This is a genomic window from Streptomyces sp. S4.7 (assembly GCF_010384365.1).
Lineage (GTDB): Bacteria > Actinomycetota > Actinomycetes > Streptomycetales > Streptomycetaceae > Streptomyces.
The window spans coordinates 6,727,961-6,744,624 of sequence record NZ_CP048397.1 but is presented as its reverse complement, the minus strand read 5'-3'; the positions used below and the strand labels follow the sequence as shown (position 1 = coordinate 6,744,624).

12 protein-coding genes and 2 pseudogenes are annotated in these 16,664 nt (G+C 70.5%); 9 read left to right on the top strand and 5 right to left on the bottom strand.

The window, feature by feature from the left end:
• Positions 1 to 15: 15 nt before the first annotated feature.
• Both SSPS47_RS29920 and SSPS47_RS29915 read right to left on the bottom strand, forming a co-directional pair.
• On the bottom strand, positions 16 to 1,230 hold the full coding sequence (locus SSPS47_RS29920) for an acetyl-CoA C-acetyltransferase (RefSeq protein ID WP_164253650.1): 1,215 nt from the start codon (positions 1,228 to 1,230) through the stop codon (positions 16 to 18).
• On the bottom strand, positions 1,227 to 2,399 hold the full coding sequence (locus SSPS47_RS29915) for a CaiB/BaiF CoA-transferase family protein (RefSeq protein ID WP_203557957.1): 1,173 nt from the start codon (positions 2,397 to 2,399) through the stop codon (positions 1,227 to 1,229). Before SSPS47_RS29915 ends, SSPS47_RS29920 begins: the two co-directional genes overlap by 4 nt.
• Before the next feature lie 323 nt (positions 2,400 to 2,722).
• On the opposite strand from SSPS47_RS29915, the gene SSPS47_RS29910 reads away from it, so the two are divergent.
• A complete protein-coding gene (locus SSPS47_RS29910; RefSeq protein WP_164253649.1) occupies positions 2,723 to 3,913 on the top strand; it encodes a saccharopine dehydrogenase NADP-binding domain-containing protein in 1,191 nt (396 codons plus the stop codon).
• Between the two features lie 90 nt (positions 3,914 to 4,003).
• Here the strand turns inward: SSPS47_RS29910 and SSPS47_RS29905 are convergent, their stop codons facing one another.
• On the bottom strand, positions 4,004 to 4,699 hold the full coding sequence (locus SSPS47_RS29905) for an endonuclease V (protein ID WP_164253648.1): 696 nt from the start codon (positions 4,697 to 4,699) through the stop codon (positions 4,004 to 4,006).
• A 149-nt stretch (positions 4,700 to 4,848) separates the two neighbouring features.
• Here SSPS47_RS29905 and SSPS47_RS29900 point away from each other — a divergent pair.
• From SSPS47_RS29900 to SSPS47_RS29865, 8 genes and pseudogenes are all read left to right on the top strand, one after another.
• Positions 4,849 to 5,838, top strand: a pseudogene (locus tag SSPS47_RS29900) (silent information regulator protein Sir2); the annotation flags it as partial.
• 252 nt (positions 5,839 to 6,090) lie between these two features.
• Positions 6,091 to 7,194: pseudogene (locus SSPS47_RS29895) on the top strand (pectate lyase); the annotation flags it as partial.
• Between the two features lie 439 nt (positions 7,195 to 7,633).
• Complete coding sequence (locus tag SSPS47_RS29890) at positions 7,634 to 8,050, top strand: SsgA family sporulation/cell division regulator (protein WP_147876340.1); 417 nt, start codon at positions 7,634 to 7,636, stop codon at positions 8,048 to 8,050.
• 264 nt (positions 8,051 to 8,314) lie between these two features.
• Entirely contained in the window at positions 8,315 to 9,949 is a 1,635-nt protein-coding gene (locus SSPS47_RS29885) for an ATP-binding cassette domain-containing protein (RefSeq protein WP_203557956.1), read from the top strand.
• Between the two features lie 57 nt (positions 9,950 to 10,006).
• Positions 10,007 to 12,295 carry an excinuclease ABC subunit UvrA gene (locus SSPS47_RS29880; protein WP_164253646.1) on the top strand — a complete coding sequence of 763 codons (2,289 nt, stop codon included), beginning with the start codon at positions 10,007 to 10,009 and terminating at the stop codon, positions 12,293 to 12,295.
• A gap of 141 nt (positions 12,296 to 12,436) precedes the next feature.
• Positions 12,437 to 13,213, top strand: coding sequence for a dimethylargininase (ddaH, locus tag SSPS47_RS29875; protein WP_164253645.1), 777 nt, complete (start codon positions 12,437 to 12,439; stop codon positions 13,211 to 13,213).
• A gap of 114 nt (positions 13,214 to 13,327) precedes the next feature.
• Complete coding sequence (locus SSPS47_RS29870) at positions 13,328 to 14,302, top strand: acyl-ACP desaturase (protein WP_164253644.1); 975 nt, start codon at positions 13,328 to 13,330, stop codon at positions 14,300 to 14,302.
• A 159-nt stretch (positions 14,303 to 14,461) separates the two neighbouring features.
• On the top strand, positions 14,462 to 15,379 hold the full coding sequence (locus SSPS47_RS29865) for a chitosanase (protein WP_239065109.1): 918 nt from the start codon (positions 14,462 to 14,464) through the stop codon (positions 15,377 to 15,379).
• Between the two features lie 105 nt (positions 15,380 to 15,484).
• Here SSPS47_RS29865 and SSPS47_RS29860 read toward each other — a convergent pair whose 3' ends face one another.
• Positions 15,485 to 15,781, bottom strand: coding sequence for a WhiB family transcriptional regulator (locus SSPS47_RS29860; RefSeq protein ID WP_275405178.1), 297 nt, complete (start codon positions 15,779 to 15,781; stop codon positions 15,485 to 15,487).
• A gap of 80 nt (positions 15,782 to 15,861) precedes the next feature.
• Positions 15,862 to 16,659 (bottom strand): VOC family protein, encoded by a 798-nt coding sequence (locus SSPS47_RS29855; protein ID WP_164253643.1) that lies wholly within the window; start codon positions 16,657 to 16,659, stop codon positions 15,862 to 15,864.
• Positions 16,660 to 16,664: the final 5 nt, after the last annotated feature.

Below are 16,664 nucleotides of genomic sequence, written 5' to 3'. Positions count from 1 at the left end.
TGGCGGAAGGGACGGTCAGACGCGTTCGACGATCGTGGCGACACCCATGCCGCCGCCGACGCAGAGCGTGGCGAGGCCGTACCGCTTGTCCTGGCGCTCCAGTTCGTCCACGAGGGTGCCGAGGATCATCGCGCCGGTGGCGCCGAGCGGGTGGCCGAGCGCGATGGCGCCGCCGTTGACATTGACCTGGTCCAGGGAGAGGCCCATCTCGGCGACGTAGCGCAGGACGACGGCGGCGAACGCCTCGTTGATCTCCACGAGGTCGATGTCGCCGATGGTAAGTCCGGCCTTGGCGAGTGCCTTGCGGCTGGCGGGCGCGGGGCCGGTGAGCATGATCGTGGGCTCGGAGCCGGACACGGCGGCCGACACGATACGGGCGCGGGGCGTCATGCCGTACCGCTCGCCGGTCTCCTTGGAGCCGATGGCGACGAGGGAGGCGCCGTCGACGATGCCGGAGGAGTTGCCCGCGTGGTGTACGTGGTCGATCTTCTCGACCCAGTGGTACTTCTGGAGCGCCACCGCGTCGAATCCGCCGAGCTCGCCGATCTGCGCGAACGACGGCTTGAGCGAGGCGAGCGTGTCGGCCGTGGTGCCGGGCCGCAGGTGCTCGTCGTGGTCGAGGACGGTGAGCCCGCTGCCGTCGCGGACGGGGACGACGGAGCGGGCGAACCGGCCGTCCTTCCAGGCCGCCGCCGCGCGCTCCTGCGACAGGGCGGCGAACTCGTCGACGTCGCGCCGGGTGAAGCCGCCGATGGTGGCGATCAGGTCGGCGCCGATGCCCTGGGGGGCGAAGCCCGTACGGATGTTGGTCATCGGGTCCATCGCCCAGGCGCCGCCGTCGGAGCCCATCGGGACGCGGGACATCGACTCGACGCCACCGGCCAGGATCAGGTCCTCCCAGCCCGAACGGACCTTGGCGGCGGCCAGGTTGACGGCTTCGAGGCCGGAGGCACAGAAGCGGTTCTCCTGGACGCCGGCGACGGTGTCGGGAAGTCCGGCGGCGACGGCGGCGGTGCGCGCGATGTCGGAGCCCTGGTCGCCGAGGGGGCTGACGACACCGAGCACGATGTCGTCGATCGCCGCCGGGTCGAGTCCGGGGAACCGGCCGCGGATCTCGTGGATCAGGCCGACGACGAGATCGATCGGCTTGGTGCCGTGCAGGGCACCGTTGGCCTTGCCGCGACCGCGCGGGGTGCGGATCGCGTCGAACACATACGCTTCGGTACTCAAGACAGCGGCCTTTCGGGGTCGTTGGAGGTGCTGTTGGACGCGGCGGCGCCGCTCTTGATGCTCGGGACGTCCCAGTCGTCGGCGATCCGCCCGGTGTCCGCCCCCGGCAGCGCGGGCGCGCTCCGTACGGAGGTGGGTGTGGCCGAGAAGCGCGGTGCGGGGGCGGGCTGGGTGATGCCCGCGTGGTCGGTGAAGGTGCCGCGGGCCACGAGGTGCGGATGGGCGGGGGCCTCGCGCAGCGAAAGCACGGGCGCCACGCAGGCGTCGGATTCCTCGAAGACCGCCGTCCACTCGGCGCGGGTCTTCTCCTTGAACCGGGCGGTGACGGCGGCCGTCAGCTCGTCCCAGCGGGCGAAGTCCTTGCGGGCGGGGACGTCGTCCTTGATGCCGAGCAGGTCGATGAACTCGTCGTAGAACCGCTGCTCCAGCGCGCCGACGGCCATGTACTCGCCGTCCGCCGTCGCGTAGTTGCCGTAGAAGGGCGCTCCGCCGTCCAGCAGGTTCGCCCCGCGCCGGTCCTGCCAGCCGCCGGCCGCCGACATGGCGTGGATCATCGTCGTCAGATGCGCGGCGCCGTCGACGATGGCCGCGTCCACGACCTGGCCGGTGCCACCGGGTGTGCGGGCGTGCTGGAGGGCGGCGAGGATCCCGATGACGAGGTAGAGCGAGCCGCCCGCGTAGTCGCCGACGAGGTTGGCGGGGACGGTGGGCGGCCGGTCGGCGTCGCCGAACATGGAGAGGGTGCCCGCGACGGCGATGTAGTCGATGTCGTGCCCGGCGCGCTGGGCGAGCGGGCCGTCCTGGCCCCAGCCGGTCATCCGGCCGTACACCAGCCGGGGGTTGCGGGCGAGGCACTCCCGGGGGCCGACGCCGAGGCGTTCGGCGACGCCGGGCCGGTAGCCCTCGATGAGGACGTCGGCGCGTTCGGCGAGGTCGAGGAGCTGGGCGGGTCCGTCGTCGGACTTGAGGTCGAGGAGCACGGAGCGCTTGTTGCGGTTCATCAGGTCGTACCGGGGGTCGATCCCGAGCCCGGCGCCGCCCGGCCGGTCGACGCGCACGACGTCGGCGCCGAGGTCCGCCAGCTGCATGGCGGCGAACGGGCCGGGCCCGATACCGGCCAGCTCGACCACTCGCACCCCGGCCAGCGGGCCGTTCGTTGTCGCCGTCATGGTCAGCTCTCCCAGCGGTGTGACACCAACGATGTAACAGCAATGATGTTAGGAACGCCCACCACGGCGCACAAGCCCCGCAGGGACACTGGGCAAGCAAGCGCTTGTTCGGTCGCCTGTCCTCCCCGATGGTCGCAGACTTCCGGGCGATCGCCGCCCCGCGCGACACCCATGACGTCCGATGCTGGTCACCCGCCCGGCCGGTCCGCCACCGCAGGCGCTAGCCTCGGCCCCCGACAACGCACGGACAGGGCAAGGAACGGCACGGACAACGGCACCGACCACCGCACCGGCGACGGCGCGGCTCGAACGGCGGAGACTCGATGAACAGGCAGAACGGGGCAGAACGCCCGTACCACGTGGTGCTCTTCGGGGCGACCGGCTTCGTCGGGACGCTCACCGCCGAGTACCTCGCCCTCACCGCGCCCGACGACTGCCGGTGGGCGATCGCCGGCCGCGACCGGGCCAAGCTGGAGAAACTGCGGGCCGGGCTGGCCCGGCTCTCCCCGCGCTGCGCGGACCTGCCGCTGCTGGTGGCCGACTCCGCGGACCCGGCGTCGCTGCGGGCGCTCGCCGAGTCCACCCGGGTGCTCGCCACGACCGTCGGCCCGTACGTCTGGCACGGGGAGAACCTGGTCGCCGCCTGCGCCGAGGCCGGGACGGACTACGCGGATCTCTGCGGCGAGCCCGAGTTCGTCGACCGGATGTACGTGGCGTACGAGGACCGGGCGCGGCAGACCGGGGCGCGGCTGGTGCACGCCTGCGGGTTCGACTCCGTACCGCACGATCTGGGCGCGTACTTCACGGTCCGGCAACTGCCCGCGGACGTGCCGGTGCGCATAGACGGCTTCGTCCGCACCAACGCGTTCTTCTCCGGCGGGACGCTCGCCTCGGCCCTGAACGCGCTCAGCCGCGGGCGGCAGACCATGGAGGCGGCGAGGCAGCGGCGGCTGCACGAGCCCCGGCTGGTGGGGCGCCGGGCCGTCGGGCCGCTGGGCACGCCGCACTTCAGCAGGGAGACCGGCGTCTGGGCGTTGCCGCTGCCCACCCTCGACGCGCGGGTGGTGGCGCGCTCGGCGGCGGCGGTGCCGCGCTACGGCCCCGACTTCCGCTACCGGCACTTCGCCGCCGTCAAGTCGCTGCCGGTCGCCCTGGGCGGCACGGTGGCCGCGGGGGCGGGCGCCGCGCTGGCACAGGTGCCCGCGGTACGGCGGGCCCTGATGAACCGCTTCGAGCCGGGTTCCGGGCCCAGCGAGGCACGCAGGAGCAGCAGTTGGTTCACGGTGCGGTTCGTGGGCGAGGGCGGTGGGCGCAGAGTGTTCACGGAGGTCTCGGGCGGTGATCCGGGTTACGACGAGACCGCGAAGATACTCGCCGAGGCGGCGCTGAGCCTGGCCTTCGACGACCTTCCCCCCACGTCGGGGCAGGTCACGACGGTCGCCGCGATGGGTGACGCGCTGCTGGAGCGGCTGCGGTCGGCCGGGATGACCTTCCGGGTCGCGCACTCGCGCTGAGACCGCGTGGCGGCCCCCCCGGCACGGGCCGCCACGCTCGTACGAAGGACAGACCGGGGTGGTGCGGAAAACTCATCGCCGCGCGCCGGATCAATTTCCGCGCGTGCCCTCCACGGCGTCGCGCAGGGCCTGGCGGCAGAGGGTGTCGGCCTGACGGGTCGTCTCCGGGATACGGAAGTCCGGGGCGAGGCGCAGGGTGTGCGCGCAGGCGGTGTCGAGATCGGTCCGGTGCCCCACCGAGACGAAGACGGGCTTCACACCGTCCTGCGTGCGCAGCGCCCGGCCCACCTCCTCGCCGTCGTCGGCGAGGAGCGGCGAGAATTCGCCACGCCGGTCGGCGGGCTGCTCGTACGAGAAGGTGAAGGGGTTCTTGGCGACGCCGATCACCGGCAGCCCGGTGAGCACGCCGAGGTGACTGGCGAGGCCGAACCGGCGCGGATGGGCGCGGCCGTAGCCGTCGCAGACGACCAGCCCCGGGTCCGACGTGAGGGCGTCGAGCGCGGCGAGGACGGTGGGGATCTCACGGAAGGCGAGCAGCCCCGGCACATAGGGGAAGGCGACCCGTCCGACGGCGGTCGCCCGGTCCACGACGTCGAGGGTGGCCGCGTCGAGGACGACGGCCGCGGCGGCGACGATGTCCCGCTCGTCGTCGTACGCGACGTCGACCCCGGTCACCAGCCCGGTGCCGGCCGCGGGCCCCGCCTCGTCGAGCACGACGAGCCGCCGCAACTCGTCCTGAACGGCCCGGGCGTCGGCCTCGTCGGCGGGTGTCCTGATGGTCGTCATGGTGGGTCAGCCTAAGAGGCTCGGACATTCGGCGGGCGACTCCAGGACGTAGGGGGCCTGCCCGCGACCATCCGTTCTTCAAACTCGTGGACGGCATCTGGGCGGGTGGACGGCTCAGGAGTCCAGGAGGCCACGTCAAGTGCCTTGCTCCCGGCGGGACGATTCACCTGCGGGGCGGCACGTACCGGTACTCACAGACGGTCACCATGGCGCAGGGTACCGACCGCACCTCGGGCGACCGCACCGAACTGACCGCCTATCGGGGCGAGACGCCGGTGCTGAACTTCGCGGCCCAGTCGGAGAGTTCGTCGAACCGCGGGCTCGCGGTCAACGGGTCGTACTGGCACGTCCGCGGAATCGTCGTCGAGCACGCCGGCGACAACGGCATCTTCGTCGGCGGCAGCGGCAACGTGATCGAGCGCACGGTGACGCGCTTCAACCACGACACCGGGCAACAGCTCTCGCGTATGGCCTCCGACACGCCCCGCGACCAGTGGCCGTCCAACAACCTGATCCTGAGCGCGGAGTCGCACGACAACGCCGACTCCGACGGTGAGGACGCCGACGGATTCGCCGCCAAGCTCACATCCGGCCCCGGCAACGTCTTCCGCCACGCCGCGTCCCACAACAACATCGACGACGGCTGGGACCTCTACACCAAGTCGGATACGGGAGCGATCGGCGCGGTGACCATCGAGGACTCACTCGCCTACGAGAACGGCACCCTCTCCGACGGCACCCAGAACGCCAGCGGTGACCGTAACGGCTACAAGCTCGGTGGTGAGGACATCAAGGTCAACCACGTGGTCCGGCGCAGCATCGCCTACGACAACGGCAAGCACGGGTTCACCTACAACCGGAACCCGGGCACGATGACACTCTCGGACAACATCAGCATCGACAACGCCGAGCGCAACTTCTCCTTCGACGCCGGTACTTCGGTGTTCCGCGGCAACGTCTGGTGCCGCGGCGGCGACGGGTCCAACGACAGGACCGTGGGCAACGCCGACGGATCGAACCAGTTCTGGACCGGCTCGAACGGATCGCGGTGTTCCGCGTACGCCGGCGCCCTGGACTGGGACTTCGCCACGGACGGCCGCCTCGTGGTGACCTTCGGCGGAAACCGGGTCAACCGGTAACCGGCCCTCCCCACAGCGCGGATCCCGCCGACGGCGGACGGTGACGCGCAGCGGTGTCACGGTCTCGGCGGCGGCGCCGACGACCACGAGGACTCAGGTTATTCCGGGCCGTGGCGCGACCACGGCCCCGGCTCACATCGACAAGAGCGCTCGGGCCGGTCGGCCATGTCGACGGCCGGTCGGCCGGAGGCCGCGGCGGCGACTTGGCCTCCAGCCACAACACCCGCGCACAAGAAGAAAGTTGAGGCGAAAATGACACGACGAGCAGTCGCACCGCGACTCCATGCGGCGCTGGCCACGATGGCCCTCGTGGCCGCGGCCGGTGTGTTTCTGTCGACGCCCGAGGCATCGGCGGCGACCGGCAGTGCCACCGGCTACGCGACCCAGAACGGTGGGACCACCGGTGGGGCGGGCGGCCGGACGGTGCGGGCCACCACGGGGACCGCGATCCACGCGGCCCTGTGCGGCCGGGCAAGCAGCAGCACGCCGATCACCATCGAGGTCGAGGGGACCGTCAACCACGGCAACACCAGCAAGGTCTCGGGCGACAGCTGCAACACGGCCGCCGGCGTGATCGAGCTCAAAGAGATCAGCAACGTCACGATCGTCGGCGTCGGAAGTGGAGCCGTCTTCGATCAACTGGGCATCCACATCCGCAAGTCCAGCAACATCATCATCCAGAACGTGACGGTCCGGAACGTCAAGAAGTCCGGCTCGCCCACGTCCAACGGCGGTGACGCCATCGGCATGGAGAGCGACGTCCGCAACATCTGGGTCGACCACGTCAACCTTGAGGCGTCGGGCGGGGAGTCGGAAGGGTTCGACGGCCTCTTCGACATGAAGGACAACACCCGGTACGTGACCCTGTCCTACAGCACACTGCGCCACTCCGGCCGCGGTGGCCTCGTCGGGTCCAGTGAGAGTGAACTCTCCAACGGCTTCATCACGTACCACCACAACCTGTACGAGAACATCGACTCCCGCACGCCGTTGCTGCGCGGCGGCATAGCCCACATCTACAACAACCACTACGTGAAGCTCAACGAGTCCGGCATCAATTCCCGGGCCGGGGCCCGCGCCAAGGTGGACAACGGCTACTTCAGGAACTCCAAGGACGTCCTGGGCACCTTCTACACCGACGCGGCCGGATACTGGCAGGTCAGCGGCAACATCCTCGACAACGTGACCTGGTCCGACCCCAGTAGCGAGAACAACCCCGCAGGGCCCGACCTGAGGTCCAACACCACGATCAGCATCCCCTACTCCTACAGCCTCGATCAGGCCGGCTGCGTGCCGGACATCGTGGCCCGGACGGCAGGCGCCAACAAGGGGCTCCGGGTGTCGGACGGCAACTGCTAGGCCCTGGACCGGGTCGTGATCAACCTGCCGATCCCACCCCCGCCTCCGAGGGCGGATCCGGTAGCCCGGAGCGCCTGACGCGGGCGCAACCGACGGATGATGGACGGGAGTTCACGGGGCCGTACTCGCCGACTGGCGAGTACGGCCCTATCCCTTGATCGTGGAGACCTGGAGACCGGGATCCCGAGGTTCCGGAGGACGTTCCACCCGGGGGAAAGCAAGTACCGCCGCCCGCTGTGGAAACGTGGGATCAAGCCGGTCATCGCCCGGCGCGGAGTACCGCACGGTCGGGGCCGCCGCGGTGAGCCCGACTCGCGAGTAGCGAAAACGGTGACGTAGGTCACGCCGTTTCCCGAGCACTCTTCGGCGCGCCACGTCGTCCTTCCCTGTAGCGGAAGACGCACATCCGCCCGAGCCGTGCGAAGGGGAGCTGGCCTTGTCCACCGTCATCGAGCAGGCCCTGCAAGCCCGGCTGGTCGCCTCGGCGCCGCAGCTGGAGACCGTTCCCGCCACCCTGCGCTACGACGGCGAGGATCCGTTCGCCGTGCGGATGGCGTTCCCTCCCACGGCGACGCTGGAGGGCACGGAGGTGTCCTGGGCGTTCTCCCGCGAGCTGCTGACCGTCGGGATGGACGAGCCGGCCGGACTCGGCGACGTACGGGTGCGGCCGTTCGGCTACGACCGTACGGTCCTGGAGTTCCACGCTCCCGAGGGCGTCGCGATGGTCCATGTCCGCACGTCGGAGGTACGGCGCTTCCTCGACCGCTCACTGGGCGTCGTCCCGGTCGGGCGCGAGCATCTGCATCTCGATCTGGACCACGACCTCGCCGAGTTGCTGCGCGACGCCTGCTGAACCACTGCGCCGTTCCCACTCGCCATCCACCGGAAAAACGCGTTGCCCCCTCCCCGGCGCCCTCGTACGGTGTTCAGCGTTCCTGTTGTCACCGAACGGAGTAGGACGTTGCTCTTCTGAGGTCCTGAGACACCGTGCCGCGCGGCTCCCTGCCCGCGCGCACCGCGTGCGACCTCGGCGATCGAGCCGTCCCTTCCCCGGTGCCCTCCGCCGGTGTCTCCCACCGTTGCCCCGCATCCCTTTCGCAGCAGCCAGGAGACCCGTATGTCCGGTTCCCCCCAGATCACCTGCTCCGCCCTCTCCTTCGGCTGGCCGGACGGGAGCGTCGTGTTCGACGACTTCCAACTGGCCGTGGGGCCCGGCAGAACCGGCCTCGTCGGAGTCAACGGGTCGGGTAAGTCAACCTTGTTGAAGCTCATCGCCGGTGCGCTCACCCCGACGGCCGGCCGGACGGACGTGGTGGGCGAGATCGGTTACCTCCCGCAGAACGCCGTCCTCGACACCGCTCTGCGCGTCGACCAGGCGCTCGGTATCGCGGGCACCCGCGCCGCGCTGCTCGCCGTCGAGGCGGGCGACGCGAGCGAGGAGAACTTCGCCGCCGTCGGCGACGACTGGGACGTCGAGGAGCGGGCGCGCGCCACTCTCGACCAGCTCGGGCTCGGGCATGTCGGTCTCGACCGCACCATCGGCGAGGTGTCCGGCGGCGAGTGCGTCCTGCTGCGGCTGGCGGCGCTGCTGCTGGCCCGGCCCTCGGTGCTGCTGCTCGACGAGCCGACGAACAATCTGGACCTGTACGCGCGCCGGCGGCTGCACGCCGCCGTCGCCACCTGGCCCGGCCTGCTGGTCGTGGTCAGCCACGACCGCGAACTGCTCGATCTGGCCGACCGGATCGCCGATCTGCGGGAGGGCGAGATCACCTGGTACGGCGGGAACTTCTCCGCGTACGAGGAGGCCCTGGCCGTCGAACAGGAGGCCGCGGAGCGGATGGTGCGGGCCGCCGAGGGCGACGTCCAGCGGCAGAAGCGCGAACTCGCCGACGCACAGGTCAAGTTGGCGCGGCGCAAGCGCTACGGACAGAAGATGTGGGACAACAAGCGCGAGCCGAAGGCCATCATGGCCCAGCGCAAGCGCCAGGCGCAGGTGTCGGCGGGCAAGCACCGCGCCATGCACACCACGAAGCTCGCGGAGGCGCGGGAGCGGCTCGGCGAGGCGGTGGAGGCGGTGCGCGACGACGACGAGATCAGGATCGAGCTGCCCGCCACGGAGGTCCATGCCGGTGTCGGCGTGCTGCGGCTGCGCGAGCTGGAGCTGCGGTACGGCGCGCGGGCGGCGGGCGAGGTCGCGATCCACGGCCCGGAGCGGATCGCGCTGGTGGGACGTAACGGCGCCGGCAAGACGACACTGCTGCGGACGGTCGCCGGGGAGCTGGCCCCGGTCTCCGGCGAGGCCGAGACGCTGGTGCCGACGCGCTTCCTGCCGCAGCGGCTCGATGTCCTGGACGACGCGCTGAGCGTGGTCGAGAACGTCGCGCGTTTCGCGCCCGGCGCCACCGACAACGAGATCCGGGCGCGGCTCGCCCGCTTCCTGTTCCGGGGCGCGCGGGCGAACCAGCCGGCCGGGACCCTGTCGGGCGGGGAACGGTTCCGCGCCTCGCTCGCCGCCCTGCTGCTCGCGCGGCCGGCGCCCCGGCTGCTGATGCTGGACGAGCCGACGAACAGTCTCGATCTGGCGAGCGTGCGCGCGCTCACGGCGGCCCTGGGGGCCTACCGGGGCGCGCTGGTCGTGGCGAGCCACGACGTGCCGTTCCTGGAGTCGATCGGCGTCACCCGCTGGCTGCTGCTCGACGGCGAGCTGCGCGACACCACGGCGGAGGAGGTACGGGCAGGTCAGCCCGCCTGAGGATCTCTTCGGGAAACCGGACAGGAGCTGTCTGGTTTCCCGATTAGGTTCGGGCGCATGCCACAGAACATCACCATCGTGGGCGCCCGTGAGAACAACCTCAGGAACGTCTCGCTGACCATCCCCAAGGACCGGATCACCGTCTTCACCGGTGTCTCCGGCTCCGGCAAGTCCTCGATCGTCTTCGACACCATCGCCGTGGAGTCCCGGCGACAGCTCAACGAGACCTTCACGACGTACATCAGGAACCGGCTCCCCAAGTACGAACGGCCGCACGTCGAGGCGATCGACGATCTGTCGGTGGCGATCGTCATCGACCAGAAACCGGTCGGTGGCAACGTCCGCTCCACCGTCGGCACGATGACCGACATCTACTCGGTGATCCGGGTGCTGTTCTCGCGGTACGGCACGCCGAGCGCGGGGGCGGCCACCGCGTACTCCTTCAACGACCCGTCCGGCATGTGCCCGGAGTGCGACGGCGTGGGCCGGGTGGTGCGGCTCGACCTCGAACGCGCGGTCGACTGGTCGAAGTCCCTGAACGAGGGCGCGCTGCTGCTGCCGGGGCTGACGGTGGGCGGCTGGGAGTGGAACCTGTACGCCGGATCGGGGCACTTCGACCCGGACAAGCCGATCGACCGGTACACCGCCGAGGAACGTCACATGCTGCTGTACGGCGGCGATTTCACCGTGAAGGTGGAGATGCGGGCCGGGTCGGCCGACGTACGGTTCGAGGGGATCGTGGGCCGTTTCACCCGGCTGTTCCTCAAGCGGGACACGGCCGGCATGTCCGAGAAGCGCAAGGAGGCCGCGAGCCGTTTCACCTCGGAGCGGGTGTGCGACGCGTGCGGCGGGGCCCGGCTGAACGAGGCGGCGCTGGCCACCCGTATCGACGGACTGTCCATCGCGGACTTCACACGGATGGAGGTCGCCGACCTGGCCGAGGTGCTGGCACGGATCGACGATCCGGTGGCGACGCCGATCGCCGCCGCCGCGCGCGCACGGCTGGACCGGCTGGTCGGGATCGGACTCGGCTACCTGAGCCTGGACCGGGAGACGACGACGCTGTCCGGCGGCGAGGGACAGCGGCTCAAGATGGTCCGCCATCTGGGGAGTTCGCTGACGGGGCTGACGTTCATCTTCGACGAGCCGAGCGTGGGCCTGCACCCGCGTGACGTGGGGCGGCTGAACGATCTGCTGCGGCGGCTGCGCGACCGGGGCAACACGGTGCTGGTGGTGGAGCACGACCCCGATGTGGTGGCGATCGCGGACCATGTCGTCGACATGGGGCCGCGGGCGGGCGCGGACGGCGGGCAGGTGGTGTTCGAGGGAACGGTGGAGCGGCTGCGGGAGGCCGACACGCTCACCGGGCGGCATCTGGTGAGCCGTACCCCCATGAAGGAGCACTTCCGCTCCCCCACCGGTCAACTGCCGGTGCGCGGGGCCGCGTTGCACAACCTGAAGGGCATCGACGTACAGTTCCCGGCCGGGGTGCTGACGGCGGTGACCGGTGTCGCGGGGTCGGGCAAGTCGACGCTGGTCTCCGGGGTCTTCACGGCCGCCCACCCGGACGCGATCGTCATCGACCAGGGCGCGATCACGGCCTCGTCACGGTCCACCCCGGCGTCGTACATCGGCGTCATGGACACCGTCCGCAAGGTGTACGCGAAGGTGAACCGCGTCCAGCCCGGCCTCTTCAGCTTCAACTCGGCGGGCGCCTGTGCCGAGTGCGCCGGCCGCGGGATCATCTACACCGATCTGGCGTTCATGGATCCGGTGACGACGATCTGCCAGGTCTGCGAGGGACGGCGGTTCAACGACGACGTACTCGCGCACAAGGTGGGCGGCCGGTCGATCGTCGACGTCCTGGACATGACGGCCGCTCAGGCGATCCCGTTCTTCGAGGAGTTCGGGGGCGACAAGCTGCTACTGCGCAAGCTCCGGACCCTGAACGACGTGGGCCTGACGTATCTGACGCTCGGTCAGCCGCTCAGTTCGCTGTCGGGCGGGGAGCGGCAGCGCATCAAGCTGGCGACCCAACTGCACCGTACCGGCAGCGTGTACGTCCTGGACGAGCCGACCACCGGACTGCACATGGCGGACGTCGGCACCCTGCTGGCGCTGCTCGACCGGCTGGTGGACGCGGGGAACTCGGTGATCTGCGTCGAGCACAACATGGATGTGGTCAAGCGTGCCGACTGGGTGATCGATCTGGGCCCGGACGGCGGGAAGCACGGCGGCGAGATCGTCTTCGAGGGCACGCCGGGCGAACTGCTTCGCCACCCGAAGTCGTTCACGGCGCGGTACCTGCGGCGGGAGCTTGGCCTGTCGGACCCGTCCGGCGATTGACGCCGAACCCACCGCAGCGCGAACCCCTGCCCCCGGGGCGTGTCCGGAAAGTAGCGCCGTCCAGGCGGGACTTTCCGGACACGCCCTAGCGTGGTCGTCGCCGCCCCGGCCGGGGCGGCGACGACCCGTCCGGAGGTCCGCGTGTCCAGCAGGCAAGCCTTGATCCGACGCCCGGGCCCCCGTCTCACCGAGGGCCTGGTGACCCATCTGGAGCGCACTCCCGTCGACGCCGGACTGGCCCTCGCGCAGTGGGAGTCGTACACCCGTGCGCTGCGGGCGCACGGCTGGGAGACGACGGAGGCGGCGCCGGCGGACGACTGCCCGGACGCGGTGTTCGTCGAGGACACCGTGGTGGTCTTCCGTGACGTCGCGCTGATCGCGCGGTCCGGCGCCGAGTCGCGCCGGCCGCAGACCGCGGCCGTGGAGGAGGCGCTGACCGCGCTCGGCTGCTCGGTCGAGCGCGTACGGGAGCCGGGCACGCTCGACGGCGGCGATGTCCTGAAGGTCGGCGACACGGTGTACGTGGGGCAGGGCGGGCGGACGAACGAGGCGGGCGTACGGCAGGTGCGCGCCGCGTTCGAGCCGCTGGGCGCGCGGGTCGTCGCCGTACCGGTGAGCAGGGTGCTGCATCTGAAGTCGGCGGTGACCGCACTGCCGGACGGCACCGTGATCGGCCACGCGCCGCTGGTCGACGACCCGTCGCTCTTCCCGCGTTTCCTGGCCGTTCCCGAGGAGGCGGGGTCGCACGTGGTGCTGCTCGGCGGCGGGAAGCCGCTGATGGCGGCGAGCGCGCCGCGCAGCGCCGAGTTGTTCGCGGATCTCGGTCTTGAGCCCGTTCCGGTCGACATCAGCGAGTTCGAGAAGCTCGAAGGGTGCGTGACCTGCCTCTCCGTTCGGCTGCGTGACCTGCGCCCATAACCGCATGTAGGCGGGCATCACGTCTCCGGGCTTGGCTCCCGCTTATCGCGCCCTTAACCTACGGTCACGTAACCTACGAACCCGTAGGTACCACTCCCGTCCCCAGGAGCATCCGTGACACTCACCTCTCCCCATCCCGGCAGTTCGGAGGCGTGGACCGACGCCCGCTTGCTGTACGCGCTGGAAGAGGTGGTGGAGAAAGAACTCAACCGCCATCTCAAGGTCGCCAAGGACTGGATGCCGCACGAGTACGTGCCCTGGTCCGACGCGCGCAACTTCCCCGGGTTCTTCGAGGACGGCACGGCCTGGGAGCCGCAGCAGTCCAAGGTGACCGACATCGGCAAGGTCGCCCTCGTGGTGAACCTGCTGACCGAGGACAATCTCCCCAGCTACCACCACGAGATCGCCAGTCTCTTCGGCCGCGACGGCGCCTGGGGCACCTGGGTGCACCGCTGGACCGCCGAGGAGGGCCGGCACGGCATCGTGATGCGCGACTACCTGCTCGCCTCGCGCGCCGTCGACCCGGACAAGCTGGAGCAGTTCCGGATGGCGCACATGGCGGAGGGCTTCGAGTCGGACAACCGCCACTCGATGCTGCACTCCGTCGCGTACGTCGCCTTCCAGGAGCTGGCGACCCGCGTCTCGCACCGCAACACCGGCCACCAGTCGGGCGACCCGGTCTGCGACCGGATGCTGGCGCGCATCGCCACCGACGAGAACCTGCACATGGTCTTCTACCGCAACCTGCTCGGCGCGGCCTTCGAGATCGCACCGGACCTGACGATGCAGGCCGTACGTGACGTGGTCGTGCAGTTCCGGATGCCGGGACACGGCATGCCCGGCTTCGAGCGTGCCGCCGCGCAGATGGCGATCGGCGAGATCTACAACATGCGGATCCACCACGACGACGTGCTCCAGCCGGTGCTGCGCTATCTGAAGGTGCTCGACATCGACGGGCTCGGCCCCGAGGGCCTCAAGGCGCAGGAGGAGCTCGGTCTGTACATGGGCGGGCTCGACTCGGAGGCGGCCAAGTTCGACGAGAAGCTCGCCGCCCGCAAGGTGCGGATGGCCGCGCGCGCCGCGCGCTGACCCGGTCCGGCGCGTCCGGGCGTCACCGCCCGCGCCCGGACGCCGGGGCTCCGGCCCGCCGAGGTCACCACGGCCTCATCACGCGTCCCACCAGGGTGTGTCGGCGCTGAGGGGCAGCTCCCCACGGGTGTTCGAATCCGGCATCGTACGCTTTGCGGCGTGAAGCCTGTCACCCGCCTCTTCCTCATAGGCGCACCCATCGTTGTCGTCGTCTCCGTCATCTTCGGCGGAGGCGACGATTCCGCCGTGCTGGCCGACAATCCGCCGCAGAACACGACGAGCGCCGCTCCCAACCCCCTCGCCTCCGGGAGCGAGGACGAGAAAGCGGAGCTGGAGGAGCGGATCAGGAAGATGCCGCCCGGTCTCGCGGCCCCCGGCAAGAAGGAGATCGCCGCCCGGATCGTGGCGAGCGCGGAGAACTCCACGCTGGACTGGCGCGACCAGTACGACGCGATCGAGGACCTGGACGACGGCAACGGCTACACGGCCGGGATCATCGGATTCTGCTCGGGCACCAACGACATGCTCCAGCTCGTCGAGGCGTACACGAAGCACCACCCGGACAACCCGCTGGCCTCGTACCTCCCCGCGCTGCGCGAGGTGGACGGCACGGACTCGCACGAGGGGCTGGACCCGGGGTTCACGGAGGCGTGGGCGACGGCGGCCGAGGATCCCGCCTTCCGCGAGGCCCAGGACGGCATCCGGGACCAGCTGTACTTCGACCCGGCGGTCCGGCTCGCGAAGATGGACGGCCTGAGCACGCTCGGTCAGTTCATCTACTACGACGCGATGGTACTGCACGGTCCCGGTCTCGACGCGGGCGGCTTCTACGGCATCCGGCACGCGGCGATGAAGGAGGCGAAGACGGCGGCCGAGGGCGGCTCCGAGAAGAAGTACCTCAACGCCTTCCTCGACCAGAGCCGGGACGTGATCAGGACGAAGGTCACCGAGACACAGCGGGACACCTCGCGCATCGACACGGCGCAGCGGGTCTTCCTCAAGGACGGCCACATGGACCTCGCGCCGCCCCTGCGATGGAAGATGTACGGCGAAACGTTCCAGCTTCCCGCTTCCTGACCGGTCCTGACACGCGGTTGTCCGGAGCCGATCGGGTGCTCCCTGATCGGCTGGCCGGGCCCACCGGACCGGCCGACCGGCCGACCGGGTGAACTGCTCGCCGCCTCAGGCGACTTCGGCCGTCCGAGTGCCCGAACCGGCGCGCCGCAGACGCTCGCGCTCCTTCTCCGACAGACCGCCCCACACTCCGAAGCGCTCGTCGTTGTCCAGGGCGTACTCCAGACACTCCAGCCGGCCCTCGCAGGCACCGCAGAGCTGCTTGGCCTCGCGGGTCGACGAGCCGGGGGCCGGGAAGAAGAACTCGGGTCCGGTCTGGGCGCACAGGGCGCTCTCCTGCCAGGCGAGCTCCTGCCCCGTGCGCCCGGTGATGCTGGTGAGGGAGTTCATGGGATTGATCGGCATGGCACACACGCTGCCTGGTGCCGATAAACATTCGATCAATGGCCTGATGGGCAAGCTCTCGGAGCGGTGCCCTCACCCGCTCACGCGTCCTGCGAGGCGCCCTGCATGAACGCCAGACGCGCGCCGTACGGGTCGCTCACCACGGCGAACCGGCCGACGCCCTCGATGTCCGTGGGCTCCTGTACGGTCGTGCCGCCCAGCCGGTCCGAGGCCGCCACCGCAGCATCGCAATCGCTCGTGCCGAAGTACAGGAGCCAGTTCGGCCCCGTCGCGGCGGAGCCGGGAACGGCGTCGGCGGGCACGATCCCCGCGACCATGCCGTCCGCGCCCTTACCCGCGGGGTGGACCATGATGTAGTCGCCCCCGCCTCCCGGCATCGGCATGGTGGTGGTCTCCCAGCCGAAGGCGGCGCCGTAGAAGTCGGTGGCGGCGGTCGTGTCCGGGGTGGAGAGTTCGGCCCAGCAGAGGCTGCCCGGGGCGTCGACGGCCTCCAGGCCGGTGTTCTTCCCCGGCTGCCAGGTGGCGAAGGACGCCCCGGCGGGGTCGGCGCAGAGCGTCATCCGGCCGAGGTCCTCGACGTCCATCGGCTCGTTGACGACCGTGCCGCCGTTGTCCTTCACGGCCGAAGCGGTGGCCGTGGCGTCGGCGGTCTGGAAGTAGAGCGTCCAGGCCGGCGGGGCCTGCTCGGCCGGGCGTTGCATGGCCCCGGCGACGGTCCTGCCGTCCAGCTGGAACATGCCGTAGCCGCCGAACCGGGGCCCCGCTGACACGTGGTTCCAGCCGAAAACGCCTCCGTAGTACGTCTTCGCACCCTCGATGTCCGGTGTGGCGAGATCCGCCCAGTTGGGTGAGCCTTGCACGTAACGGGTGGTGAGCATCGCCG